Origin of the sequence: Streptomyces naganishii JCM 4654, assembly GCF_014650575.1 — a bacterium.
In the GTDB taxonomy this organism is placed as follows: Bacteria; Actinomycetota; Actinomycetes; order Streptomycetales; family Streptomycetaceae; genus Streptomyces; species Streptomyces naganishii.
In genome coordinates this window covers 216,216-240,055 of record NZ_BMVF01000001.1, presented here as the reverse complement: position 1 = coordinate 240,055, position 23,840 = coordinate 216,216, and the positions used below count along the sequence as shown (strand labels likewise).

Sequence of the window (23,840 nt, the reverse complement as noted above, 5' to 3'; positions counted from 1 at the left end):
AAGGCCGCCCGAGGGGCGGCCTTCGGCGTTTCACGGAGTCCTGGCCGTTCCCCGGCAGAACGGAAGAGGACCCATGGACCTGGCACAACTGGCGCACGACACCCGCCCCTTCGCCCTGCTCCGCCGCCGCACCCCCGGGCACGACCAGGACCTGGTCGAGGTGTTCCTCGGCCCGGCCGGCGCCCGCGACCGGCTGGCGGAGCTGCCCGACGAGTGCCTGGCGCTCGTGCCGTTCCGGCAGATCCGCGAGCGCGGCTTCGACGTCCGCGACGACGGCACGCCGCTGACGGTGCTGACACCCGAGGAGCGGCACACCGTCCCGCTGGCCGAGGCGCTGGAGCAGCTGCCCGCGCACGAGGTGCGGGTGACGGGCGGCGGCTTCGACGTGGGCGACGAGGAGTACGCGGAGATCGTCGGGCGGGTGCTGCGCGAGGAGATCGGCGCCGGCGAGGGCGCGAACTTCGTGATCCGGCGGACGTACGAGGGCCGGATCGACGGGTTCGGCAGGGCCGACGCGCTGGCGCTGTTCCGGCGGCTGCTGGAGGGCGAGCGGGGGGCGTACTGGACGTTCGTCGTGCACACCGGGGAGCGGACGCTGGTGGGCGCCAGTCCCGAGGCGCACGTGCGGATGTCGGGCGGCACGGTGGTGATGAACCCGATCAGCGGGACGTACCGCTATCCGGCCGGGGGGCCCACGGCCGGGCACCTGCTGGACTTCCTCGCCGACGGCAAGGAGATCGAGGAGCTGTCGATGGTCGTCGACGAGGAGCTCAAGATGATGTGCACGGTCGGCGACATGGGCGGGACCGTCGTCGGCCCCCGGCTGAAGGAGATGGCCCACCTCGCGCACACCGAGTACGAGCTGCGCGGGCGGTCGTCCCTGGACGTGCGCGAGGTGCTGCGGGAGACCATGTTCGCGGCGACCGTGACCGGCTCGCCGGTGCAGAACGCCTGCCGGGTCATCGAGCGGCACGAGTCCGGCGGGCGGGGCTACTACGCGGGCGCGCTCGCCCTGCTGGGCCGGGACTGTGGCGGCGCGCAGACCCTGGACTCCCCCATCCTGATCCGCACCGCCGACATCGACGCGTCCGGGCGGCTGCGGGTGCCGGTGGGCGCCACCCTGGTGCGCGGCTCGGACCCGGCGGGCGAGGTCGCCGAGACGCACGCCAAGGCGGCCGGCGTGCTGGCGGCGCTGGGCGTGGCGCCGGCCCGGCCGCGCGCGGAGCGTGCGCTGCCGGGCCTGGCCGAGGACCCGCGGGTGCGGGCGGCGCTGGACGGCCGGCGTGCCTCACTCGCCCCGTTCTGGCTGCGGATGCAGGAGCGCTCGGCGCGGCTCGCGGGCCACGCGCTGGTCGTCGACGGCGAGGACACCTTCACGGCGATGCTCGCGCACGTCCTGCGGTCCTCGGGCCTTCGGGTGACGGTTCGCCGCTACGACGAGCCCGGGCTGCGGGAGGCGGTCCTCGCGCACGAAGGACCGGTGGTCCTCGGTCCCGGCCCCGGCGACCCCTCGGACCTGTCCGACCCGAAGATGCGCTTCCTGCGCGTCCTGACCACCGAGGTGCTCCGCGAGCACCGGCACGGTGTGCTCGGGGTCTGCCTCGGGCACGAGCTGATCGCGGCGGAGCTGGGCCTGCCCATCGTCCGCAAGGAGGTGCCGTACCAGGGCGCGCAGAGCGCCGTCGGCCTGTTCGGGCGCACCGAGACCGTCGGCTTCTACAACAGCTTCGTGGCGCACTGCGACGACGAGGCGTGCGCGGAGCTCGCCGCGCACGGCGTGGAGGTGAGCCGGAGCGCGGCCGGCGAGGTGCACGCCCTGCGCGGGCCGCGGCGCGGGCCGGGCGCGGGCGGGAACACGTTCGCCGGTGTGCAGTTCCACCCGGAGTCGGTGCTGACGCTGAACGGCGCCGCGATCGTGGCGGAGATGGTGGAGCACGTCGGTCAGCTGCGCGGCACCAGCACGTTCTCCGAGCGGCGGCCCGCCTTGTAGTCGAGGACGTTGCGCACCGTGGTGTCGACGATCTGCCGTACGGCGTCCTCGGTGTAGTAGGCCTGGTGGGAGGTGACCAGCACGTTGGGGAAGGTGACCAGGCGGGCCAGGGTGTCGTCCTCGATGGGCTGCAGGGAACGGTCGACGTAGAACAGGCCCGCCTCGGCCTCGTAGACGTCGAGCCCGACGCCGGTGAAGCGGCCCTCGCGCAGTTCGGCGACGAGGGCCGCGGTGTCGATCAGGCCGCCGCGGCTGGAGTTCACCAGGATCGCGTCGTCCTTCATGGTCTTCAGGGCGGCCGCGTCGATGAGGTTGTGCGTCTCGGGCATCAGCGGGACGTGCAGGGAGACCAGGTCGGACTCGGCCAGGAGCTGGTCGCGGGAGACGTACTTCATGCCGAGTTCCATGCAGGCGGGGTTCTCGGCGACGTCCCAGCCGAGCAGCCGCATGCCGAAGCCGTGCGCGATCCGGGCGAAGGCCTCGCCGATCTTGCCGGTGCCGATCACTCCGGCGGTGCGGCCGTGCAGGTCACGGCCCATCAGCCCGTCGAGCCGGAAGTCGAAGTCGCGGGTGCGGATGGAGGCGCGCACGACGCGCCGGTTGACGGCGAGGGCCAGGGTCCAGGCGAACTCGGCGACCGCGTACGGCGAGTAGTACGAGACCCGGGCGACCGTCATGCCGAGCCGTTCGGCCACGCGCAGGTCGATGTTGTTGAAGCCGGTGGAGCGCTGGGCGATCAGACGGGTGCCGCCCGCCGCGAGCGTCTGGAGGACGGGGGCGCCGAGGTCGGCGTTGACGCTGGAGGAGACGATCTCGTAGCCGGCGGCGATGGGGGCGGTGTCCTCGTTGAGGAAGACGTCCAGGCAGCGGATCTGGTGGTGGTCCCGGAAGGCGTGTTCGATCAGGGGCTTCTCGTCGGCCTGCACTCCGAAGGCCAGGATCTCCATCACCGCTCCCGTGGTCGTGGGTATGGGCCGAGAATACGGCCCATACCCAGGGGATGCCGGTTCAGCCGAAGAAGACCCCGGCCTCCTCGTACAGCTTCGGGTCCACGGTCTTCAGCCTGGCCGTGGCCTCGGCGATGGGCACGCGCACGATCTCGGTGCCGCGCAGGGCGACCATCCGGCCGAAGTCGCCGTCGTGGACGCAGTCGACCGCGTGCAGCCCGAAGCGGGTGGCGAGCCAGCGGTCGAAGGCGCTCGGGGTGCCGCCGCGCTGGATGTGCCCGAGCACGGTGGTGCGGGACTCCTTGCCGGTGCGCCGCTCGATCTCCTTGGCCAGCCACTCGCCGATCCCGGACAGCCGCACATGCCCGAAGGAGTCGCGCGAGCCGTCCTTGAGGACCATGTCGCCGTCCTTGGGCATGGCCCCCTCGGCGACGACCACGATCGGGGCGTACGACGCCCGGAAGCGCGAGGTGATCCAGGCGCACACCCGGTCGAGGTCGAAGCGCTGCTCGGGGATGAGGATGACGTTGGCGCCGCCGGCGAGCCCCGAGTGCAGGGCGATCCACCCGGCGTGGCGGCCCATCACCTCGCAGACCAGCACCCGCATGTGGGACTCGGCGGTGGTGTGCAGGCGGTCGATGGCCTCCGTGGCGATGCCGACCGCGGTGTCGAAGCCGAAGGTGTAGTCGGTGGCGGACAGGTCGTTGTCGATGGTCTTGGGCACGCCGACGCAGGGCACGCCGTACTCGTCGCTGAGCCGGGCGGCCACGCCAAGGGTGTCCTCGCCGCCGATCGCGACGAGCGCCTCGACCTCCTGCTTGGCGAGGTTGTCCTTGATGCGCCGGATGCCGCCCTCCTGCTTGAGCGGGTTGGTGCGCGAGGAGCCGAGGATCGTACCGCCGCGGGGCAGGATGCCGCGCACGGCGGGGATGTCGAGCCGGACGGTGTCGTTCTCCAGGGGGCCGCGCCAGCCGTCCCGGAAGCCGACGAACTCGTAGCCGTACTCCTGCACGCCCTTGCGGACCACGCCCCTGATGACGGCGTTGAGCCCGGGGCAGTCGCCGCCTCCGGTCAGTACTCCGACGCGCATGGAAATGTCCCTTCGCCGCGGTTGCCTGGTGACGGTCACGCTAGGGGTGACGCGGGTCACTTCCGGCCAGCGAAAAGGTCCAATTCCGGTTGAATATCCGGTAGTTGATCGGGGTGATTCCACTCGAAAGAGTGGCTCTGGCGCGTACGCGGATTTACTCGCCGTCCAGTCCGCGTTCTATGGCGTACCGCACCAGCTCGACGCGGTTGTGCAACTGGAGCTTGCCGAGGGTGTTCTGCACGTGGTTCTGCACCGTGCGGTGGGAGATGACCAGCCGCTCGGCGATCTGCCGGTAGCTCAGCCCCTTGGCGACCAGGCGCAGCACCTCGGTCTCGCGGTCGGTGAGCCGGGGCGCCTTCGGCTCGTCGGCGTCCGCGGCCGGCACCGGCTCGGCGGCCAGCCGGCGGTACTCGCCGAGGACCAGGCCCGCCAGGCCCGGGGTGAACACCGGGTCGCCGGCGGCCGTACGGCGCACCGCGTCCAGCAGTTCCTGCGTGGAGGCCGACTTCAGCAGATAGCCGGTCGCGCCGGACTTCACCGCCTCCAGGACGTCGGCGTGCTCCCCGCTCGCCGAGAGCACCAGGACCCGCAACGCCGGGTTGTGGCCCACGAGTTCCTTGCACACCTGCACACCGGGCTTGACCGGCAGGTTGAGGTCCAGGACCAGGACGTCGGGCGCGGTGGCCCTGGCGCGGCGCACCGCCTGCTCGCCGTCCCCGGCGGTGGCGACCACCTCGAAGCCGGACTCGGCCAGGTCCCGGGCGACCGCGTCGCGCCACATGGGGTGGTCGTCGACCACCATCACCTTGATGCTCAACTCCGCTCCGCCTTCCCCGTGGAGACCTTCGGTACCTTCAGCTCGACTTCCGTGCCCTGCCCGGGGACCGACAGCAGTTCGGCGCTGCCGCCGAGGTCGCGCAGCCGCCCCCGGATCGACTGGGCCACCCCGAGCCGCCCCTCCCCCTCGGCCTGGGCGAGCCGCCCCTCGGGGATGCCGGGGCCGTCGTCCCGTACGGTCACCACGATCTCGCTAGGCTCGTCCTCGACCAGGATCCAGGCCCGCGCGTCCGCCCCCGCGTGCCTGCGCACATTGTCCAGGGCGGCGCCGGCTGCGGCGGCCAGCTCGCGGGCCGCCCGCGCCGGCAGCTCCACCGGCGCGCCCGGCTCGGCGAGGCTGACCCGCGCCCCGGCGTACCGCGCGAGCAGCGGGCGCAGATCGACGGTCCCGGAGTCCTCCGGCTCCTCGACCAGGCGTACGACCGCGCCCTCGGCCGCGTCCTCGGAGACCCTGGAGGGCGGCACCAGGCCGCCGGCGACCAGGGTGCGCAGCGCCACCTCCTGCTCCCCCGCGAGCCGGCCCAGCTCGGCCGCCTCGCCGCCGATGACCGCGCCGCGCCGCTGCACCATCGCCAGCACCTGGAGCACGCCGTCGTGGATGTCCCGGGCCAGGCGCTCGCGCTCACGGGTCGCGGCCTCGATCTCCAGGGCGCGGGCGAGGGTGCGCTCGGAGGCGCGGGCGACCTCGACGACGTAGCCGATGGCGATGGAGGCGACCCAGACCAGGACCACGTTGTGCACGGTGTCGCGGGCCGGGCTGCCGCGCTCGGCCAGGTTGGCGGCGGCGACGACGGTCGAGGCGACGGCGGCCCAGCGCCAGCCGCCCTTGACGGCGAAGGCCAGCACGGAACCCGCCGTCCAGATCGACGGCAGCGTCGGTCCGCCGTCCACGATCCGGGCGTGGGCGTCGGCCACCGGGGTGAGCAGGATGCCGGCGACCGCCAGGGTCAGGTCGAGGGCGAGGAACGGCTTGGTGCAGGCGGCCGCGCTCGCGACCCGGGGCAGGGTGGCGAGCGTCCACACGAACAGGACGCAGAAGTACGCGACGGCGATCCCCGGGCGCGGGAAGCGGTCGTAGGCGGTGGCGAACAGGCCGACCGCGTAGAACATCGTCAGCACCCGGTAGCCGGCGAGCGCACGCCACAGCGGCTGCTCCACCGACATCCTCATGACACGCTCACGCCTGGGCATGCCCCCCCTTTATGTCGACCGCGGCTCGCCTACTCCGCGTTCTTCTCCTTCTCGGCCTGCTCCCTGGCGGCCGCGTCCAGGGCGGCCTTCGCCGCCTTGCCGGCCTCCTTCTCGGCCTTGGCCGCCTCCGCGATCTGCCGTTTGGCCGCCGTCGCGTACATGTCGACGTACTCCTGGCCGGAGAGTTTCATGATCTCGTACATGACCTCGTCGGTCACCGCGCGCAGGACGAAGCGGTCGTGCTCCATGCCCTGGTAGCGGCTGAAGTCCAGCGGCTTGCCGATGCGGATGCCCGGGCGCATCAGCTTGGGCACGACCTTGCCGGGCGGCTGGATCTTCTCCGTGTCGATCATGGCGACCGGGATGACCGGCGCCCCGGTGGCCAGCGCCACGCGCGCGAGGCCGCCGGGCTTGCCGCGGTACAGCCTGCCGTCCGGCGAGCGCGTGCCCTCCGGGTAGATGCCGAACAGCTCGCCGCGCTCCAGCACCTCGATGCCGCTCCTCACCGCCGCCTCGCCCGCGCCGCGCGCGCCCGAGCGGTCCACGGGCAGCTGCCCGACGCCCTTGAAGAAGGCGGCCGTGAGGCGGCCCTTGACCCCGGGGGTGGTGAAGTACTCGGCCTTGGCGATGAAGGTGACCTTGCGGTCGAGCACCGCGGGCAGGAAGAACGAGTCGGAGAACGACAGGTGATTGCTCGCCAGGATGGCGGCGCCCGCGACCGGGATGTTCTCCAGGCCCTCCACCCAGGGCCTGAAGGCGAGCTTCAGCGGCCCGCCGATGGCGACCTTCATCGTGCCGTAGAACAACCGAGTGCCTTCCTGTGTGTGTCGATCAGACCATAACCCCAAGCGGGCGCCCAGGGAGCCGACGGCCCTGGTCGGTGTCAGTGCCGTCGCGTACGGTGAAGTACCTGCACTCGTCGGCGTGCCCGCGGCCGGCGTGCCCGGCCCCCTTCCACGAACAGGAGACCGACGTGCCGGTCCTCCCCGGAGCCGAGCCGTACCGCCATGAGGGCGGGGAGGTCGGCGTGCTCCTCTGCCACGGCTTCACCGGCTCCCCGCAGTCGCTGCGCCCCTGGGCGGAGTACCTGGCCGGACGCGGTCTGACCGTCTCCCTCCCGCTGCTGCCCGGGCACGGCACCCGCCGCGAGGACCTGCGGATCACCGGCTGGCAGGACTGGTACGCGGAGGTGGACCGCGAACTGCGCGTCCTGCGCGGGCGCTGCGCGCACGTCTTCGTGGCCGGCCTCTCCATGGGCGGCGCCCTGGCCCTGCGGCTCGCCGCCCGGCACGGCGACGACGTCGCCGGCGTGATCGTGGTCAACCCGGCCGGCAAGGTGCACGGAGCGGCCGCGCGCGTGCTCCCGGTCGTCCGCCACTTCGTGCGCACGAGCAGGGGCATCGCGAGCGACATCGCCAAGGAGGGCGTCGCCGAACTCGGCTACGACCGGGTGCCGCTGCACGCCGCACACTCGCTGCGGATCTTCTTCCGGCTGCTCGACGGCGAGCTTCCGCAGGTCACCCAGCCGCTGCTGCTGATGCGCAGTCCCCGCGACCATGTGGTGCCCCCGGCCGACTCGGCGCGCATCCTGGGCAGGGTCTCCTCGGTCGACGTGACCGAGGTCCTGCTGGAACACAGCTACCACGTCGCGACGTTGGACCATGACGCGGACCGGATCTTCGAGGAGAGCCACGCCTTCATCGGCCGGCTCGCACCCAGTGTCGGCAAGGAAGGGACGTCCGCAGGTGGCTGAGCACGACTCCGACCGCGAGGGACGCGAGGGGCGCGAGGGTCATGAGGGCCGGGAGAGCCGTGAGCCGGCGGAGTCCCTGGGCTCCCTGGGTTCCGGCGCGGACGCGGGCCCCGACCCGGACGGGAAGTCCGGGCAGGCCGAGGGGCCCGGCGCGGCGCTGCCCGAGCCGCCGGAGCTCCCTTCCGCCGGGCCCTCCCCCGCCCCCGCCCCGCAGGAGGGCGTCCCCTTCGACGAGGAGGCCGCCTGGGCGGCGATCGTCGCCGGGTACGGCGAGGAGCCGCCGGACCCGCCCGGCACACGCCCCTACCGGCCCGTCGAGGACCTGAAGCTGCCGGACTTCCCGCTCGGCCCGGGCACCGACCCGAACACCGGCCCGGGCACGCCGCCGTCCGGCACGCAGCCCGGTGCGGACGGCGGCCCCGCGAGCGCCGCCCCCGGGACGAACGACTCGGCGCCCCGCACGGAACCGCCGGCCGAGCGGCCGAAGGAGGACCGGCCGGCCCCGGCACGGCCGCTCGGCGGCTCCGTCTCCTTCGCGCCCGGGGTCGGCCCGCGCGACTACACGCCGCGTGAGCCGTCCGACGAGGACTTCGACGAGGACGACGAGGGCCACTTCGTGCCGCCCGAGCCGCCGCCGCTGCCCGATTCGGACGTGACCTCGAAGTTCGCGTGGCTCGCGGTGATCGGCGGTCCCGTCCTGCTGCTGCTCGCCGTGCTGTTCGGCTGGGACATGACGTGGTGGCTCACGACGCTCGGCATCGGCGGCTTCCTCGGCGGCTTCGCCACGCTGGTGACGCGCATGAAGCCGGACGACGAGGACGACGACCCGGGGCGCGGCGCCGTGGTCTGAGCCGCGCGCCCGCGCCCGCCTGCTTCTACTTCGCCGCGGGCACCCTGAGGGCGGCCAGGACCGGGAAGTGGTCCGTGGCCGCCCTCAGGTCGCTGTCGTGTACGCCGAGGTGGCCCACCGGGACGCCGCAGCCGAGGACCTCGATGCCCGGGGTCGCGAAGACGGCGTCGATGCGCTGATGGGGGTCGCCGGGCGTCCAGGTGTACTCGGCGCCCCAGGGGGCCACGGCCCGGCAGTCGCGCAGACCGGCGGCGATCCGGGCGAAGGCGGGCCCGTCCGGCCGCTCGTTGAGGTCGCCGCCCGCGATCGCGTGCTCGACGCCCATCCCGGCGAGCCGGTCGAGGAGCATGCCGCTCTGGTCGTAGCGCTCGTCCCTGTCGAGCGACAGATGGCAGCTGACGACGCCCAGCCGGGCGCCCGCGAACCGTACGACCGCGGTGGCCAGGCCCCGCCGGTGCAGTCCGGGGGTGAGCGGCAGCAGTACGTCCTCGGTGCGCTCGACGGTGGCGCGCAGCGAGCACAGGATCGCCGGGCCGGCGGCCGTGGCGCCTCCGGTGAGGATCATCAGCCCGGAGGCCGCCGCCAGCTTCGCCAGTTTCTTGCGCCAGCGGAAGAAGCGGGGGGCCTCCTGGACGAGGACCAGGTCCGGGGCGCAGGCGGTGATCACCCGGGCGAGCGCCGCCGTGTCGTCGCGCAGGGAGCGGACGTTGTAGCTCAGGACGCGGAGGAGGGCCGAACCGTCGGGCTCGGTGCGGGAGTTCGGGAGCGGCTCCATGTGGATCAATGTACGCCCAGGGGCCCGGGCGCGAGGTTCGTGCGACGCGCGGCCCCCGGCCCGTGGTGGCTCCGGCTCGCCGCGCGGTTCCCCGCGCCCCTGGGTGCCAGCGGTCGCCCGTGGCTCAGGACGTGCCCGTCACATGATCGGGTCGGGCTCGCGGGCGAGGTCCGCCGCGCCGACCAGTCCCGCCTTGTTGCCGAGCTGGGCGGCGATCACGTCGGCGACCGGGCGCCAGTTGCCGCCGACCAGCCAGCGCTTGTACGACTTGCGGATCGGCTCCAGGACCAGCTCGCCCTCGTCGGACAGGCCGCCGCCGACGATGAAGGCGGACGGGTCGAAGAGGGAGGCCAGGTCGGCGAGGCCGGCGCCGACCCAGCGGGCCAGCTCGCGGTAGGAGTCGACGGCGACCGGGCAGCCCTGACGGGCGGCCATGGAGATGTGCTTGCCCTCGATGCCGTCGGGGGTGCCGTCGCCGAGCGCGAGCAGCACCTCGGCGCGCTCGGGGGTGGCGTTGGCGCGCTGCTTGGCGTACCGCACGAGGGCGCGGCCCGAGGCGTACTGCTCCCAGCAGCCCTGCGAGCCGCAGCCGCACAGCAGGCCGTCGGGGACCATCCGGATGTGGCCGAACTCGGCGGCCACGCCGAAGTGGCCGCGGCGCAGCTTGTTGCCGATGATGATGCCGCCGCCGAGGCCGGTGCCCAGGGTGATGCAGATGACGTTGCGGTGGCCCTTGCCGGCACCGAACTTGTACTCGCCCCAGGCCGCGGCGTTCGCGTCGTTCTCCACGACGACCGGGAGGCCGACGCGGGCCTCGACCTTCTGCTTGAGCGGCTCCTGGCGCCAGTGGATGTTGGGCGCGAAGTAGACCGTCGAGCGCTGCCGGTTGACGTAACCGGCCGCGCCGATGCCCACGCCGACGATCTCGTGACCGGCACGCGCTCCCTCGACGGCGGAGGCGATGGCGTCCACGATGCCTTCGGCCGTGGCCGGGGTCGGCACCTTGAAGGTCGAGAGGATGTTGCCTTCCTCGTCGACCACGCCGGCCGCGATCTTCGTGCCGCCGATGTCGACGCCGATGGTGAGTCCCATGAATCCCTCAGTTTCGGTCGAGCCCCGCTACGGCCAACCGTACCCGAGGCCCTGCCCCCAGATTCGCGTCGTCCGCCCGCCGGACGGCCCGGGCGGCGGCGCTCAGGGCGCCCGGCGGCCGGTCAGTCGAGGTCGATGCGTTCGCCGCCGCCGGTGCCCTCGCCGCGGTCGCGGCGCTCGTCGAGGTCCCTCAGGTCCTCGGCCGCGCCGCCGGCGCCGGACGTCCAGCGGCGCTCCTGGCCCTGTACGGCCGAGCGGTAGGCGGCGAGCAGTTCGCCGCCGGCCGCCGCGAGGTGGTCGAAGACGTCCGGGTTGCGTTCGATCACGGGCTCGACGGCCGCCCTGGCCTGCTGCACCACCTGCCGGACCACCTGCTGGGCGGCGGGTCCCGCGACCGAGCCGAGCAGCGGCGACTGGAGGGAGGACAGCTTGCCGGCGACGGTGTCGACGAGCTTGCGCAGCTCCTCGGCGGCCGAGCCGGGCGGCGGTCCGTACCGGTCGCGGCGCCGGTTCTTCTCCGCCTGGAGGTCCTCGGCGCAGGCCGTCGCCCAGGCGTCGGCGTCGGTGGCCCGGACTTCCTCACCGCTTTGCCGGGCGGCGCCGTCGGACGCGTCGCCGGCCGGTGTGCGCTCTTCGCTCATGGCGGGCTCCTGACTACGTTTCGTCCTTACGACGTTACCCGAACGGCGGTAGGCGCCTCACCTCGCGCGCGGCCGGGGCGTCACCTCTCCCGGGGCCACAGGGAGGCGTCCGGGGTGAAGCGGATGCGCAGCACGCCGTCGCGCAGGGCGGCGCCGTCGACGGTGCAGCGGCGCAGGGCGGAGGGGAGGGGCACGATGCGCCGGAAGGGCCCCGCGGTGATCCCCAGTTCCTCGCCGCGCCGGACGAGGTCCAGTTCGTCGCGGACGGCGCCGGGCAGCGGGATGTGCCAGACGAGCACGCCGTCCTCGGCGAGCCGGTCGGTGACGGGCCACTCGGCCGGGGTGGTCGCCGGGTTGACGCCGGGCAGGGCGAGCACGGCCAGGTCGTCGATGCCGCGCGGGTCGCGGCCGAGGTGGGCGGCCGGGTGGACCTCGTACGTCTCGCGCCACTCGTCGAGGGCCTTGCGCTGCTGGGCGACCGGGCCCGCGAGCCAGGAGCCGGCGGGGGCCTCGGGCAGCACCCGGCTGGCGACCACGGACTCGACGGCGAGGCCGCGCAGGGCCAGGCCCAGGGCGGTCCCGGCCAGGGCGTCGGCGCCGGCCGGGCCGGGTTCGGCGACCAGGCGCACGGTGGTGCCCGGGTCGGCGACGACCGCTTCGGCGGCGGCCAGTTCGAGGTCCCAGCGGGCGGCCGTCTCGTACAGCCACTCCGCGGGCATGGGGACGCCGGCGAGCCGGCCGAGGACGGGCCGCAGGGCGCGGGCCGCCTGCCGCTCGGGGGGCAGGAGGCGGCGCAGGTAGCGGCGCAGTTCCTCGGGGAGGGCGAGCAGGGCGAGGGCCTGCGGGGCCGGCGGCAGGTCGACCACGAGCAGTTCGAACCGTTCCGACAGGGCCGCGTCCCGCAGCGCGCGCAGCAGGGCGAGTTCCCCGGCGCCGGGCAGCGGGGTGACCTCCTCGGCGTCCAGCCGGGAGGCGCCGAGCAGGTCCAGGACGCTCGCGGCGCGCTCCTGGAAGGCGGTGAGGTCGTCCCGGAAGGCGGCGCTCGCGTCGGGACGCCAGGCGGTGAGGTTCGCCGTCACCTCGGCCGGGGCCGCGCCCGTGGGCGTCCCGAGGACCGCGCCCAGGGTGTCGGTGCGGTCGGCGCCGAGCAGGAGGGTGCGGGTGCCGTCACGGGCGGCGGTGAGTGCGGTGGCGGCGGCGGCCGTGGTACGGCCGCCGCCGCCGGGGCCCGTGATCAGGAGGGTGCGCATGAGAGGGAACGGTAACGGAGGCGGACGCGGGGGCGCGTTGCCGGCCGCCGGGCCACCCGCGCCGGGGGCGGCAAGCTAGCGCCCGGACTCCACCCGCTTCTTCAGGCCCGCCAGGGCGCGGTCGATGATGACCTTCTCGGCCTTGCGCTTGATCATGCCCAGCATGGGGATCTTGACGTCCACGGTGAGGCGGTACGTCACCTCGGTGGCGCCGTCGCCCACGGGCCGCAGGAGGTAGGAGCCGTCCAGGGAGCGCAGCATCTGGGACTTGACCAGCGTCCAGGAGACCTCGTCGGCGCCGGTCCAGGTGTAGGCGAGGGTCTGGTCGTCCTTGATGGCGCCGGCGTCCATCACCAGGCGGACCTGCTCGGCGCGGCCCCGGTCGTCGGTCTTGAGGACCTCGGCCTCCTTCACCTCACCGGTCCAGTCCGGGTAGCGGGCGAAGTCGGCGATCACCTCCATCACGTCGGCCGGTGCCGCATCGATCGTGATGCTCGAGCTGGTGTGTTCCGCCATCGCCGTGGCTCCTCCAGATGCGGGCCGGTAGTGCGGCCGTCGTACGGCCGGGTGGTGCGGTCGTGGTGCGCACGTGTGTGCAGCGTGAAGGCTACCGCGCGGCCCGCCGCCGGTTCCCACCCCCACCTGCGCGATCGGCCGGAACGTTCACCACCGCAGCACCCACGGCCGGCCGGTGCCGGCGAAGTGGCCCACGTTCACGCACTCGGTCGCGCCGATCCGCATGCGGCGCACCAGCGGCTGGTGGACGTGGCCGAAGAGCGCGTACCGGGGGCGGGTGCGGCGGATGGCGTCCAGCAGGGCGCGGCTGCCCCGCTCGAAGCGGCGGGCGACGGTGTCGTAGACGAGTTCGGGCACGTCCGGCGGGATGTGGGTGCACAGCACGTCGACCTCGCCGACCGCCTCGATCTTGGCCGCGTACTCCTCGTCGCCGATCTCGTAGGGCGTGCGCATGGGGGTGCGCAGGCCGCCGCCGACGAAGCCGAAGACGCGGCCGGCGATCTCCACCCGCTGTCCGTCGAGCACGGTGGTGCCCTCGCGGGCGTACTCCTTCCACAGCGGGGGCATGTCGACGTTTCCGTAGGTGGCGTACGTCGGGGTGGGGAAGGCGGCGAACAGTTCCGCGTACTGCTTGCGCACGGCCTGCTCGATGAGCCGGGCGCGGTCGCCCTCGACGCCGGCCCACAGCCGCTTGCCGAACTCGCGGGCCTCGGCGAAGCGGCGGGCGGTGCGCAGCTCGACGATGCGGTCGGCGTTCTCCACGCCGAAGAGGTCGGGGAAGATGCCGCGCGAGTGGTCGGCGTAGTCGAGGAAGAGGATCAGGTCACCCAGGCAGACGAGGGCGTCGGCGCCTTCGCCGGCTTTGGCGAGATCGCGCGCGTTGCCGTGCACGTCGCTGACCACGTGGATACGGGTGCTGCCGTCGCCGGGCGGAGTGGGTGCCATGTCGATCAAGCGTAGGCGGGGCGGTGCACCGGTGAACAGTGCCGGGCGAACCCCCGGTTACTGGCCAGTCATTTAGGGGGTCGACTACTGTGCGCACTGGAACATCAATCCGTGTGACGCAGCGAACATCTCACCGGGACCCCCTGTCGAAAAAACATACCGACGGGTAACGTCCGGGCCGTCCAGTCGTGCTCTGGCTTTCAACCACCGTCGCATCACACATCGTCGTGGCGCCGGCGCCCTATGAGGAGCAGCAGTCTTGCGCGAGTTCAGCCTTCCGGCTTTGTACGAGGTCCCTGCGGACGGCAACCTGACCGACATCGTCCGCAGAAACGCCGCGCAGCATCCCGATGTGGCCGTCGTCGCGCGCAAGTCCGGGGGCGTCTGGCAGGACGTGACGGCCCGGGACTTCCTCGCCGAGGTGCACGCGGCGGCCAAGGGCCTGATCGCCTCCGGCATCCAGCCCGGCGACCGGGTGGGCCTGATGTCCCGCACCCGCTACGAGTGGACGCTGCTGGACTTCGCGATCTGGAGCGCGGGCGCGATCACCGTGCCGGTGTACGAGACCAGCTCGCCGGAGCAGGTGCAGTGGATCCTGTCCGACTCGGGCGCGACCGCCTGCGTGGTGGAGCTGGACAACCACGCGGCCGCCGTGGAGTCGGTGCGCGAGACGCTCCCGGCGCTGAAGAACGTCTGGCAGATCGAGGCCGGCGGGATCGAGGAGCTGGGCCGCGCCGGGCAGGGCATCAGCGACGCCACGGTCGAGGAGCGCGGCTCGCTGGCGAAGGCGGACGACCCGGCGACCATCGTCTACACCTCCGGCACCACCGGCCGGCCCAAGGGCTGTGTGCTCACCCACCGCGCCTTCTTCGCCGAGTGCGGCAACGTCGTGGAGCGGCTGCGGCCGCTGTTCCGCACCGGCGAGTGCTCGGTGCTGCTCTTCCTGCCCCTCGCGCACGTCTTCGGGCGCCTGGTGCAGGTGGCGCCGATGATGGCGCCGATCAAGCTGGGCTGCGTCCCCGACATCAAGAACCTCACCGACGAGCTGGCCGCGTTCCGGCCGACGCTGATACTGGGCGTCCCGCGGGTCTTCGAGAAGGTCTACAACTCGGCGCGCGCCAAGGCGCAGGCCGAGGGCAAGGGCAAGATCTTCGACAAGGCGGCCGACACGGCGATCGCGTACAGCAAGGCGCTCGGCACGCCCTCGGGGCCGTCGCTGGGGCTGCGGATCAAGCACAAGACCTTCGACAAGCTGGTCTACAGCAAGCTGCGCGCGGTGCTCGGCGGGCGCGGCGAGTACGCCATCTCCGGCGGCGCCCCGCTGGGCGAGCGGCTCGGCCACTTCTTCCGCGGCATCGGCTTCACGGTGCTGGAGGGCTACGGCCTGACGGAGTCCTGCGCGGCGACCGCGTTCAACCCCTGGGACCGGCAGAAGATCGGCACGGTCGGCCAGCCGCTGCCCGGCTCGGTGATCCGCATCGCCGACGACGGCGAGGTGCTGCTGCACGGCGAGCACCTGTTCAAGGAGTACTGGAACAACCCGGGCGCGACCGCCGAGGCGCTGGCCGACGGCTGGTTCCACACCGGTGACATCGGCACCCTCGACGAGGACGGGTACCTGCGGATCACCGGGCGCAAGAAGGAGATCATCGTCACCGCGGGCGGCAAGAACGTCGCCCCGGCCGTGATCGAGGACCGCATCCGGGCGCACGCGCTGGTGGCGGAGTGCATGGTGGTGGGCGACGGGCGGCCGTTCGTGGGCGCGCTGGTCACCCTCGACGAGGAGTTCCTGGGCCGCTGGTGCGCCGAGCACGGCAAGCCGGCGGGTTCCACCGCGGCGTCGCTGAAGGACGACCCGGATCTGAACGCGGCGATCCAGGCGGCGGTCGACGACGGCAACGCCGCGGTGTCGAAGGCGGAATCGGTGCGGAAGTTCCGCATTCTGTCCTCCCAGTTCACGGAGGAGTCGGGCCACCTCACCCCGTCGCTGAAGCTGAAGCGGAACGTGGTGGCGAAGGACTACGCGGACGAGATCGAGGCGATCTACGCCAAGTAGGCCCCCTTCTACGCGAAGTAGGCCCCCTTTTCGCACAGCGTCATGGCGCGGTGTCCTCGGCGAGGACCCGCGCCATCGTGCGTTCGGCGAGCGCGGTGATGGTGACGAACGGGTTCACGCCGATGTTGCCGGGCACGAGCGAGCCGTCGGTGACGTAGAGCCGTGAATAGCCTTTGACCCGGCCGTAGTCGTCGGTCGCCCGGCCGAGCACGCAGCCGCCCAGCGGGTGGTAGGTGAAGTCGTCGGCGAAGACCTTGCTCGGGGTGCCGAACAGGTCGTAGCGGTAGATGGTGGCGTTGGCCGCGTTGATCCGGTCGAACAGCTTCCTGGCCATGCCCACCGAGACCGCGCTCTGCTCGGCGGTCCAGCCCAGCCGCACCGCCCCGGCGGCCGTGTCGTACGTGAAGGCGGCGCGCTCGGGGTTCTTGGTGATCGCCAGGTACAGGCTGACCCAGTGCTCGAAGCCCATGGGCAGCGGGGCGATCTCGGCGAAGACGGGGTTGCCGGCGTTGGACCAGTCGTCGATGCCCATGACCGGCATGGTCGCCTGGTTCGCGCCGACGGTGTCCCACACGTGGTTGGCGCGGCCGAGCATGGTGTTGCCGTTGGGGCCCCAGCCGGCGCCGACCTCGGCGTTCAGGTCGGGCAGGGTGCCGGTGTCCCGTGCGCGCACGAGGAGTTCGCTGGTGCCGAGGCTGCCGCCGGCGAGGAAGAGGTAGGTGCAGCCGTACTGCCGGGTGCCGGTGACCGCACCCGTGTCGTCGACGAGGTCGGCGGTCAGGACGTACGTGCCGTCGGCGGCCCTGCTGACGCTCCTGACCCTCTCCTGGGTGTGGACGGTGACGTTGCCGGTGCCGAGGGCCGCGGCGAGGTAGGTCTTGTCCAGGCTCCGCTTGCCGTGGTTGTTGCCGTAGATGACCTCGCCGGCGAGGGCGGACCTGGCGGCCGTGCCGGCGGCCTCCTTCTCCATGTAGCCGAAGTCGTAGACGTTGGGCACGAAGGCGGTCTTCAGGCCGGCGTTGGCGGCGGCCTGGCGGGAGGTGCGGGTGAACCGGTACCACTCGGTCGACTCGAACCAGTCCGGGTCCACGGAGTTGACGCCGAGCATGGCGCGGGCGCGCGGGAAGTAGGTGCCGTACATCTCGTCCACGTCGACGGCCGGGAACTGCTCGGCGAAGTAGTCGGGGCGCGGAGTGACGGCCATGCCGCCGTTGACCAGCGAGCCGCCGCCGACGCCCCGGCCGACGTAGACGGACATGGCGTCGAAGTGGACGCGGTCCAGGACGCCCGGGTACGGGCTGATGTCCCTGTTGACGACGTCCAGCCACAGGAAGGTGGCCAGCGGGGCCTCCGTGCGGGTGCGGAACCACATCGAGCGCCGGTCCGGGGAGAGGGTGGAGCAGAACACCTTGCCGTCGGGGCCGGGCGTGTTCCACAGCCGGCCCATCTCCAGGACCAGGGTGCGGATGCCGGCCCGGCCCAGGCGCAGGGCGGCCACCGCGCCGCCGTAGCCGGAGCCGACGACGACCGCGGGGGCGAATTCGACGGCGGCGGGCTCGGCGGCCCGGGCGGACTGGAGGCCGATCCGGGTGAAGCCGAGGGCGGCGGCCGTCTGGAGGGCCGCCATACCGAGGATGTGACGTCTCGTCAGCTGACGCTGCATCAGTTTTGCTGTCATGCGCGCAGCATCCGCGGATTCCGGCGTTCCGCCCAGAGCCGCGGCGATCCTCCCGCAACCGCTTTGGTCAAGCTTTTACAACAGCTCCTCCAGCCGCTCCGCGAGCAGGTCCCAGCGCCACTTCTCCTCGACCCAGCGGCGGCCCCGCTCCCCCATCCGCCGGCGCAGCTCCGCGTCGCCGAGCAGGGTGGTGACGCGGTCGGCGGCCTCCTCGGGGGAGCCGCCCCGCACGACCCAGCCGGTCTCGCCGTCGAGCACGGCGTCGGGCGCGCCGCCGGAGTCGCCGGCCACGACCGGCAGCCCGGTCGCGGAGGCCTCCAGGTAGACGATGCCGAGCCCCTCGACGTCCAGGCCGCCGCGCCGGGTGCGGCACGGCATGGCGAAGACGTCGCCGGCGCCGTAGTGGGCGGGCAGCTCCGACCAGGGCACGGCGCCGGTGAAGCGCACCGAGTCCGCGACCCCGGTCTCGGCCGCCATCCGCCGCAGGTCCTTCTCGTACGGCCCGCCGCCGACGATCAGGAGCACGGCGTCCGGCTCGGCGGCCAGGACGCGGGGCATGGCCCGGATCAGCGTGTCCTGGCCCTTGCGCCGCACCAGCCGCGAGACGCACACCACCACCGGCCGGTCGCTCAGCCCGAGCCGGGCGCGCACCTCGTCGCCGCCCGAGGCGGGGTGGAAGGTCTTCTCGTCCACGCCCGGCGGCAGTTGCACCATCCGCGCGGCTGCCTCCGGCGTCAGCGCGGCGGCGATCCGGGAGCGGGTGTACTCGCCGAGGTAGGTGATGGTGTCCGTGGACTGCCCGATCCGGCGCAGCAGGTCCCGCGCGGCGGGCAGCTGCGCCCACCCCGCCTCGTGACCGTGGGTGGTGGCCACCAGCCGCTCGGCGCCCGCCCGCCTGAGGGCCGGCGCCATCAGTCCGAGCGGCGCGGCCGCCCCGAACCACACCGAGGTGCACCCGTGCTCGCGCAGCAGCCCGGCCGCCCGCCGGGTCACGCGCGGGGTCGGCAGCAGCATGGTGGTCCGGTCGCGTACGACGGTGAAGGGCTGCTCGGCGTCGAAGGCGGCGGTCGCCTCCGCGCCCTCCCGGCCGCGCTTCCAGGTGGAGGCGTAGACGACCAGCCGCTCGGGGTCCAGCCGCAGCGCCATGTTGTGCAGGAACGCCTGGATGCCGCCCGGGCGGGGCGGGAAGTCGTTGGTCACGACGAGGGTCTTGTGCATCGCCGCCGACCCTATCCAACGGCGGTTGGGCGCCTGCCACGGCCGTGCCGCATGGCACGCGCACGGCTCCCGGGGACATCATGGGGGCCTCGGCGGTGTCGCCGGGGCGCGCCGCACGGCGGTGCGCGGAGGTGACGAAAGGCCGGCGGACAGGGGCTGACATGGACGGCGCGGGCAGGCGGTGGAGCGCGGGCCCGGCGGCGCCGCTCGCGGCATGGGGCGCGAGCCGGCTGGTGCTGCTGCTGTTCGTGCTCGGGGCGCTGGCCTTCCCCGGCCCGGACGTCACCACCGACGTGTCGGTGATCTACCGGGACTGGTACGAGGTGCTGCGGCACGGCTCCTTCCCGGTCGGCGACGTCAGCTGGCAGTACCCGCCCGGCGCCGCCCTGGCGATCCTCGCCCCCGCCGCCCTGCCCTTCCTCGGCTACGCCACCGCGTTCGCCGTGCTGGCCCTGCTGGCCGACCTGGCGGTGCTCTGCCTGCTGCTGTACGGCGGCCGCGGTCCCGGCCGGCCGCTGCACGGCGCCTGGTTCTGGACGGCGGGCGCGCCCCTGCTCGGCCCCACCCTCTACGCCCGCTACGACGTGATGGTGACCGCGGTGGCGGTGGCCGCCCTGCTGGCGGGCCTGCGGCGGCCGCGCCTGTTCGGGGCGCTGGCCGGGTTCGGGGCGATGCTCAAGGTGTGGCCGCTGCTGCTGCTCGCGGGCGCGCGCGGGAGAGCGGGACGGCGGGCGTGGGCGGCGGCGGCCGCGACCGTGGCCGCCTCGGCCTCGGCGGCCGCGCTGACGGTGCCGGGCGCGCTGTCCTTCCTGACCGCGCAGCGCGACCGGGGCACGGAGGTGGAGTCGCTGGGCGCGCTGGTCGTCCACGTGGCCCGGCACTTCGGCTGGAGCGGGCAGGTGCTGCTGCACTACGGCTCGGTGGAGTTCGTCGGCCCGTACGTCGGCCTGGTCAGCGGCGCCGCGCTGGCGCTGACCGGGGTGGCGTTCGGCTGGCTGGCGCTGTGGTGGCTGCGGGCGCGGAGGTCCCCGCCCGGGGCGGCCGGGCTCGCGGACGCCGCGTTCACGGCGGTGCTGCTGTTCACCACCACCAGCCGGGTGATCAGCCCGCAGTACCTGGTGTGGCTGGTGGGGCTCGGCGCGGTGTGCCTGTGCTTCCCCGGCAGCCGGATGCGGCTGCCGGCCTGGCTGGTGGCGGCGGCCGCGCCGGTGACGGTGCTGGAGTTCCCGGTGTTCTTCGTCGACGTCGTCGCGAGCGACCGCCTCGGCATCGCCCTCCTGCTGGTGCGCAACGGCCTGCTGCTGACCGCCTGCGTCACGGCCGCCCACGGCCTGTGGCGGGCCGCGGCCCCGCGCCCGGGGGCGTCCGCCCCGGCCCCCCGGTCCGCTCCGGACGGGCTCAGTCCAGCTGAGCGCTCAGGTACGCGCGCCACTGGGCCGTGAAGCGGTCCAAAGAGGTGCCCAGCTCCTTCTTCAGGGCGTCCTCCACCGCGCCCGCGCGGCGGTCGTGGGCGCCCACGGCGCGGTAGAACGCGTCGAGCCGTTCCTCGCCCCAGTGGGCGGCGATCATGCGGCAGGCCATCCAGCCGCCCTCGTAGGCCTGCGCGAGCCGCGTGGCTTCGCCGGCGAAGCCGAAGTCCGCGTCGGCGGGGAGCGCGGCCGGCACGTCGCCGTCCGCGACCGCGCGGGCGAGTTCGGGCGCGGCCTGGTCCGGGGTGCGGCCGGTGCGGCGGTAGCCGACCCAGTCCGCGTAGCCCTCGGAGAGCCACAGCGGCGTGGCCGGGTCGGTGTGGGCCCGGGTGGCCACATGGGTGGTCTCGTGGGTGAGCACGACCTGGCGGCCCAGCGCGCCGAGCATGCCGTACGCCTCGGGGTTGACGATGATCCGGTCTGCGGGCGCCTGCCCGGTGCCGCCCGCCTCTCCCGTGGTGACGGCGGCGATCCCCCGGTAGCCGGAGGCGGGCGAGCCGAGCAGACGGGCCATGCCGTCCAGCGACTGCGGCACGATCACGACGACGTGCCGGCTCCAGTCCGTACCCCAGGCGTCCGAGACGGCGGGCACCGCGTGGTCGGCGAGGTCGGCGTACCCGTGCAGCGCCCGGCCGCTCTGCCCGACCCCGAGGACCAGGCTGCTGCGCCCGCGGACCACCGAGACCGGTCCCTGGTCCCACAGTTGCTGCGCCGACTTGTTCTCGGGCCGGTCGGTGTCGACGTACCACTTCCCGTCCGCCGTGGTGGACAGGGTCAGCGTGCGGCCGGCCCGCACCGGCGCCCGGTCGTAGCCGCTCACGCGGTAGCGCAGCTCGGCGTCGGCGGTGGCGTGGCCGCCGCTGCGGCGCAGCGCGGTCACGCGGTAGGACCAGGCGGCGAAGGGCACCGCCTTCAGGGCCGCGTAGGAGGCGGGGGTGCCGGTGGCCGCGTAGGCGGCCGGGTCGTGGTGCAGGACCGCCGCGGCCCGCCGGTCGAGCACCCGCTGCACCTGGTCGCGGGCCGCGTCGGTCGCGGTCTGCCCGCCGCACCCGGCCAGGGACGCCAGCAGCAGGCACACCGCCACGACCGAGGATCCCGGCACCCGCCCACGACCAGCCATTTCCCGATCGTACGGCGACCGGGGCGCGGCCGTCAGACCCTCGTGACCGAGGAGATCGGCATCATGTTCACCGGGTCGTAGCGCACGGGGGCACCCGGGTAGGGGGCGTGGATGACCCGGCCGTGGCCCGCGTACATGGCGACGTGGCTCGCGTCGGAGCGGTAGACGACCAGGTCCCCGGGCCTGATGCGGGACAGCGGGACCTGCCGGCCCGCGTACCGCTGCTCCTGCGAGGTGCGCGGCAGCTGCACCCCGGCCCGCGCGTACGACCACTGCATCAGCCCGGAGCAGTCGAACCCCGAGGGGCCGTTCGCGCCCCACACGTAGGGGCGGCCGAGGGCGGAGCGGGCGGCGGCGAGCGCGGCGGCCGCCCGGCCGGAGGCGGCCGGGTCGTCGTCGCCGAGGCCGGGCAGCCCGGACAGGTCGTCGCGCCCGGAGCGGGAGGCCCGGTCGTAGGCCTCGCGCTCGGACGGGGACAGGGAGTCCAGGAGCCGGCGCGCGCGGGCGAGCTTCTGCTCGACGGTCCGCTTGTGGCGGACCAGGGCCGTGCGGCTCCGGTCGAGTTCGGCGAGGGCGCGGGTGGCCTCCACGCGCTCCTGGGCGAGCTCGCGCATCGCCCGCTGGAGGTCGCGCAGTTCGCGGGCCTGGTGGACGCCGATCCGGTCCAGGGCGGCCGCCTTGTCGAGGTATTCGGCCGGGTCGCGGGAGAACAGCAGGGCGAGGGACGGGTCGAGGCCGCCGGAGCGGTACTGGGCACCGGCCACCGAACCGAGCGACTCGCGCAGGGTGTTGACGCGCAGCTGCTGCCGGGCGATGCGGTCCTGGGAGTCCCGCACCCGGTCGCGCAGCAGGCCGGCGCGCTCGTCGGCCTTGTCGTAGGCCTCGGTCGCCTTCTCCGCGTCCTGGTAGAGGCGGTCCACCTCCGAGCGGGTGTCGCCGGGCGGGGCGGCGACGGCGGAGGTGGCCGGCAGGGCGCCGAGGGCGGCGGCCGCGGCGGACAGGACGCAGATTGCGGCGCCGGCACCCCGGTCGAAACCGGACGGTGCGAGGCGGCGATGGAACCCCACGGGAAGCCGAACTCCCTCCACTGGCCAGCACGGACTGCCTCCCCGGACACTCGGGGCGCGGCGCGCCCCGAGTGCGGGGGAAACGCGCCAGACAGTAGCCGCGCGGGCACACGGCGGACAAAGGCCGCCGCGGGCGCACAACGCGACGCCCCGCCTCTGACGCAGGTCATGGGCGGGGCGTGGGGTTCGCGGGCCTCCCCGCGATTCGCCCGTTCGGGCGGTATGACGGCTAGACGCGGACGCCGAACTGGAAGGGCATGTTGGCGATCGCCTCGTAGCGGACGACGGCGCCGGTGTGCGGGGCGTGCAGCACCTGGCCGTTGCCCGCGTAGAGGCCGACGTGGTGCAGGTCGCCGTAGAAGAACACCAGGTCGCCGACCTGGAGCTGGCTCTGCGAGTAGATGCGGGTCCCGATGTTGGCCTGGGACTCGGAGGTGCGCGGGATGGAGACGCCGGCCTGGGCGTAGGCCCAGGAGGTCAGGCCCGAGCAGTCGAAGGAGGACGGGCCGGTGGCGCCGTAGACGTAGGGCGAGCCGATCCTGCTCTGGGCGGCCGAGAAGGCGGCGCCGGCCCGGCCCGAGGCGGGGGGCGTGTTGCCGTCCAGGGCGCTGCGCTCGCTGGCCCGGCTGGCGCGGCTCTGGTCGGCGGCGAGCTGGGCCTTCTCCGCGGCGGTCAGGGAGTTGAGCAGCTTCTGCGCCTCGGCGAGCTTGCTCTGCACTTCCTGCTTCTTCTTGCCCAGCTCGGTGCGGGTGGAGGCGAGGTCCTTGAGCTTCTCGGTGGCCTCGGCGCGCTCCTGGGCGAGTTCGCGCTGTTTGTCCTGGATCTTCTTCAGCGCGTCGACCTGCTGGCCGCTCAACTGGTCGAGCGTGGAGGCCTTGTCGAGGTAGTCGTCCGGGTTGGAGGACAGGAAGAGCTGGAGCGAGGGGTCGATCCCGCCCGAGCGGTACTGGCCGGCGGCGAGCGAACCGAGGCTGTCGCGCAGCTTGTTGAGCTCCTGCTGGCCGCGGGCGACGTTGTCCTGGATGGTGGAGATCTCCTTCTGGAGCTTCTCCTGCTTCTCCTTGGCCCCGTTGTACTTCTCGGTGGCCTGCTCCGCCTGCCCGTACAGCGCGTCGACCTTGGACTTGACCTCGTCCTTGCTCGGCTTCGCGCTCGGCGCGGCGTTGGCTGCCTGGGCACTGATGGCCACGGCGGCAGCGGCTGCGGTGGTGAGCACGGTCACACGTGCACGACTCGGCTGCTTGGGTCGACGGTGGGACGCCACGGAAGCGAGCTCCTTCTTCTGAGTGATCACCCGCTCGGAGGTTCGACGCCAGACCCTAGTGACCTCATCGTGATGAATTCAAATCCCACAG

21 protein-coding genes are annotated in these 23,840 nt (G+C 73.5%); 5 read left to right on the top strand and 16 right to left on the bottom strand.

The window, feature by feature from the left end:
* The first annotated feature begins 73 nt into the window (after nucleotides 1-73).
* Complete coding sequence (locus tag IE217_RS01075; RefSeq protein WP_190175744.1) at nucleotides 74-1,990, top strand: anthranilate synthase family protein; 1,917 nt, start codon at nucleotides 74-76, stop codon at nucleotides 1,988-1,990.
* Here the strand turns inward: IE217_RS01075 and IE217_RS01070 are convergent.
* From IE217_RS01070 to IE217_RS01050, 5 genes are all read right to left on the bottom strand, one after another.
* Nucleotides 1,942-2,937, bottom strand: coding sequence for a 2-hydroxyacid dehydrogenase (locus tag IE217_RS01070; RefSeq protein WP_190175743.1), 996 nt, complete (start codon nucleotides 2,935-2,937; stop codon nucleotides 1,942-1,944). The genes IE217_RS01075 and IE217_RS01070 overlap by 49 nt on opposite strands.
* Before the next feature lie 61 nt (nucleotides 2,938-2,998).
* Nucleotides 2,999-4,027 (bottom strand): 6-phosphofructokinase, encoded by a 1,029-nt coding sequence (locus IE217_RS01065; protein ID WP_190175742.1) that lies wholly within the window; start codon nucleotides 4,025-4,027, stop codon nucleotides 2,999-3,001.
* Nucleotides 4,028-4,181: 154 nt separating this feature from the next.
* Nucleotides 4,182-4,829, bottom strand: a complete 648-nt coding sequence (locus tag IE217_RS01060; protein ID WP_190176079.1) for a response regulator — start codon at nucleotides 4,827-4,829, stop codon at nucleotides 4,182-4,184.
* Between the two features lie 11 nt (nucleotides 4,830-4,840).
* A complete protein-coding gene (gene macS / locus IE217_RS01055) occupies nucleotides 4,841-6,055 on the bottom strand; it encodes a MacS family sensor histidine kinase (protein ID WP_190175741.1) in 1,215 nt (404 codons plus the stop codon).
* A 29-nt stretch (nucleotides 6,056-6,084) separates the two neighbouring features.
* The gene (locus IE217_RS01050; protein WP_190176078.1) at nucleotides 6,085-6,846 is read right to left on the bottom strand and encodes a lysophospholipid acyltransferase family protein; all 762 of its coding nucleotides are present in this window, start codon (nucleotides 6,844-6,846) and stop codon (nucleotides 6,085-6,087) included.
* A gap of 182 nt (nucleotides 6,847-7,028) precedes the next feature.
* Here IE217_RS01050 and IE217_RS01045 point away from each other — a divergent pair, with 182 nt between their 5' ends.
* The gene (locus tag IE217_RS01045) at nucleotides 7,029-7,808 is read left to right on the top strand and encodes an alpha/beta hydrolase (RefSeq protein ID WP_190175740.1); all 780 of its coding nucleotides are present in this window, start codon (nucleotides 7,029-7,031) and stop codon (nucleotides 7,806-7,808) included.
* A gap of 157 nt (nucleotides 7,809-7,965) precedes the next feature.
* Nucleotides 7,966-8,658, top strand: coding sequence for a hypothetical protein (locus tag IE217_RS01040; RefSeq protein WP_373297946.1), 693 nt, complete (start codon nucleotides 7,966-7,968; stop codon nucleotides 8,656-8,658).
* A gap of 25 nt (nucleotides 8,659-8,683) precedes the next feature.
* On the opposite strand, the gene IE217_RS01035 is transcribed toward IE217_RS01040, so the two are convergent.
* The 6 genes from IE217_RS01035 to IE217_RS01010 all read right to left on the bottom strand — a co-directional run bounded on the left by IE217_RS01035 (nucleotide 8,684) and on the right by IE217_RS01010 (nucleotide 13,877).
* A complete protein-coding gene (locus IE217_RS01035) occupies nucleotides 8,684-9,433 on the bottom strand; it encodes an endonuclease/exonuclease/phosphatase family protein (protein ID WP_190175738.1) in 750 nt (249 codons plus the stop codon).
* A 138-nt stretch (nucleotides 9,434-9,571) separates the two neighbouring features.
* The gene (locus IE217_RS01030; RefSeq protein ID WP_190175737.1) at nucleotides 9,572-10,525 is read right to left on the bottom strand and encodes an ROK family glucokinase; all 954 of its coding nucleotides are present in this window, start codon (nucleotides 10,523-10,525) and stop codon (nucleotides 9,572-9,574) included.
* A 122-nt stretch (nucleotides 10,526-10,647) separates the two neighbouring features.
* A complete protein-coding gene (locus IE217_RS01025; RefSeq protein ID WP_190175736.1) occupies nucleotides 10,648-11,166 on the bottom strand; it encodes a DUF5304 family protein in 519 nt (172 codons plus the stop codon).
* An 80-nt stretch (nucleotides 11,167-11,246) separates the two neighbouring features.
* Complete coding sequence (locus IE217_RS01020; RefSeq protein WP_190175735.1) at nucleotides 11,247-12,416, bottom strand: ArsA family ATPase; 1,170 nt, start codon at nucleotides 12,414-12,416, stop codon at nucleotides 11,247-11,249.
* A gap of 75 nt (nucleotides 12,417-12,491) precedes the next feature.
* Complete coding sequence (locus tag IE217_RS01015) at nucleotides 12,492-12,932, bottom strand: SRPBCC family protein (protein WP_190175734.1); 441 nt, start codon at nucleotides 12,930-12,932, stop codon at nucleotides 12,492-12,494.
* Nucleotides 12,933-13,079: 147 nt separating this feature from the next.
* Entirely contained in the window at nucleotides 13,080-13,877 is a 798-nt protein-coding gene (locus tag IE217_RS01010; protein ID WP_190175733.1) for a metallophosphoesterase family protein, read from the bottom strand.
* Nucleotides 13,878-14,136: 259 nt separating this feature from the next.
* Here IE217_RS01010 and IE217_RS01005 point away from each other — a divergent pair, with 259 nt between their 5' ends.
* The gene (locus IE217_RS01005) at nucleotides 14,137-15,933 is read left to right on the top strand and encodes an AMP-dependent synthetase/ligase (protein WP_190175732.1); all 1,797 of its coding nucleotides are present in this window, start codon (nucleotides 14,137-14,139) and stop codon (nucleotides 15,931-15,933) included.
* Between the two features lie 40 nt (nucleotides 15,934-15,973).
* On the opposite strand, the gene IE217_RS01000 is transcribed toward IE217_RS01005, so the two are convergent.
* Both IE217_RS01000 and IE217_RS00995 read right to left on the bottom strand, forming a co-directional pair.
* Complete coding sequence (locus IE217_RS01000) at nucleotides 15,974-17,611, bottom strand: GMC oxidoreductase (RefSeq protein ID WP_373297937.1); 1,638 nt, start codon at nucleotides 17,609-17,611, stop codon at nucleotides 15,974-15,976.
* A 75-nt stretch (nucleotides 17,612-17,686) separates the two neighbouring features.
* The gene (locus IE217_RS00995; RefSeq protein ID WP_190175731.1) at nucleotides 17,687-18,829 is read right to left on the bottom strand and encodes a glycosyltransferase family 4 protein; all 1,143 of its coding nucleotides are present in this window, start codon (nucleotides 18,827-18,829) and stop codon (nucleotides 17,687-17,689) included.
* A 161-nt stretch (nucleotides 18,830-18,990) separates the two neighbouring features.
* Here IE217_RS00995 and IE217_RS00990 point away from each other — a divergent pair, with 161 nt between their 5' ends.
* Entirely contained in the window at nucleotides 18,991-20,271 is a 1,281-nt protein-coding gene (locus IE217_RS00990) for a glycosyltransferase 87 family protein (RefSeq protein ID WP_190175730.1), read from the top strand.
* On the opposite strand, the gene IE217_RS00985 is transcribed toward IE217_RS00990, so the two are convergent.
* The 3 genes from IE217_RS00985 to IE217_RS00975 form a co-directional block, all read right to left on the bottom strand.
* Nucleotides 20,228-21,418, bottom strand: coding sequence for a hypothetical protein (locus IE217_RS00985; RefSeq protein WP_190175729.1), 1,191 nt, complete (start codon nucleotides 21,416-21,418; stop codon nucleotides 20,228-20,230). The two genes, IE217_RS00990 and IE217_RS00985, sit on opposite strands and share 44 nt — an antisense overlap.
* Nucleotides 21,419-21,450: 32 nt before the next feature.
* Nucleotides 21,451-22,485, bottom strand: a complete 1,035-nt coding sequence (locus tag IE217_RS00980) for a C40 family peptidase (protein WP_190175728.1) — start codon at nucleotides 22,483-22,485, stop codon at nucleotides 21,451-21,453.
* 229 nt (nucleotides 22,486-22,714) lie between these two features.
* The gene (locus IE217_RS00975) at nucleotides 22,715-23,749 is read right to left on the bottom strand and encodes a C40 family peptidase (protein WP_190175727.1); all 1,035 of its coding nucleotides are present in this window, start codon (nucleotides 23,747-23,749) and stop codon (nucleotides 22,715-22,717) included.
* Nucleotides 23,750-23,840: the final 91 nt, after the last annotated feature.

Bases quoted from the DNA above. Each gene is read 5' to 3' on its own strand.
- IE217_RS01030 (WP_190175737.1), bottom strand. From the start codon at position 10,525: ATGGGACTCACCATCGGCGTCGACATCGGCGGCACGAAGATCGCGGCC.
- macS (WP_190175741.1), bottom strand. From the start codon at position 6,055: ATGCCCAGGCGTGAGCGTGTCATGAGGATGTCGGTGGAGCAGCCGCTG.
- IE217_RS01035 (WP_190175738.1), bottom strand. From the start codon at position 9,433: ATGGAGCCGCTCCCGAACTCCCGCACCGAGCCCGACGGTTCGGCCCTC.
- IE217_RS01065 (WP_190175742.1), bottom strand. From the start codon at position 4,027: ATGCGCGTCGGAGTACTGACCGGAGGCGGCGACTGCCCCGGGCTCAAC.
- IE217_RS01025 (WP_190175736.1), bottom strand. From the start codon at position 11,166: ATGAGCGAAGAGCGCACACCGGCCGGCGACGCGTCCGACGGCGCCGCC.
- IE217_RS01010 (WP_190175733.1), bottom strand. From the start codon at position 13,877: ATGGCACCCACTCCGCCCGGCGACGGCAGCACCCGTATCCACGTGGTC.
- IE217_RS00990 (WP_190175730.1), top strand. From the start codon at position 18,991: ATGGACGGCGCGGGCAGGCGGTGGAGCGCGGGCCCGGCGGCGCCGCTC.
- IE217_RS01000 (WP_373297937.1), bottom strand. From the start codon at position 17,611: ATGACAGCAAAACTGATGCAGCGTCAGCTGACGAGACGTCACATCCTC.
- IE217_RS01060 (WP_190176079.1), bottom strand. From the start codon at position 4,829: ATGGTGGTCGACGACCACCCCATGTGGCGCGACGCGGTCGCCCGGGAC.
- IE217_RS00985 (WP_190175729.1), bottom strand. From the start codon at position 21,418: ATGGCTGGTCGTGGGCGGGTGCCGGGATCCTCGGTCGTGGCGGTGTGC.
- IE217_RS01015 (WP_190175734.1), bottom strand. From the start codon at position 12,932: ATGGCGGAACACACCAGCTCGAGCATCACGATCGATGCGGCACCGGCC.
- IE217_RS01020 (WP_190175735.1), bottom strand. From the start codon at position 12,416: ATGCGCACCCTCCTGATCACGGGCCCCGGCGGCGGCGGCCGTACCACG.
- IE217_RS00995 (WP_190175731.1), bottom strand. From the start codon at position 18,829: ATGCACAAGACCCTCGTCGTGACCAACGACTTCCCGCCCCGCCCGGGC.
- IE217_RS01050 (WP_190176078.1), bottom strand. From the start codon at position 6,846: ATGAAGGTCGCCATCGGCGGGCCGCTGAAGCTCGCCTTCAGGCCCTGG.
- IE217_RS01075 (WP_190175744.1), top strand. From the start codon at position 74: ATGGACCTGGCACAACTGGCGCACGACACCCGCCCCTTCGCCCTGCTC.
- IE217_RS01070 (WP_190175743.1), bottom strand. From the start codon at position 2,937: ATGGAGATCCTGGCCTTCGGAGTGCAGGCCGACGAGAAGCCCCTGATC.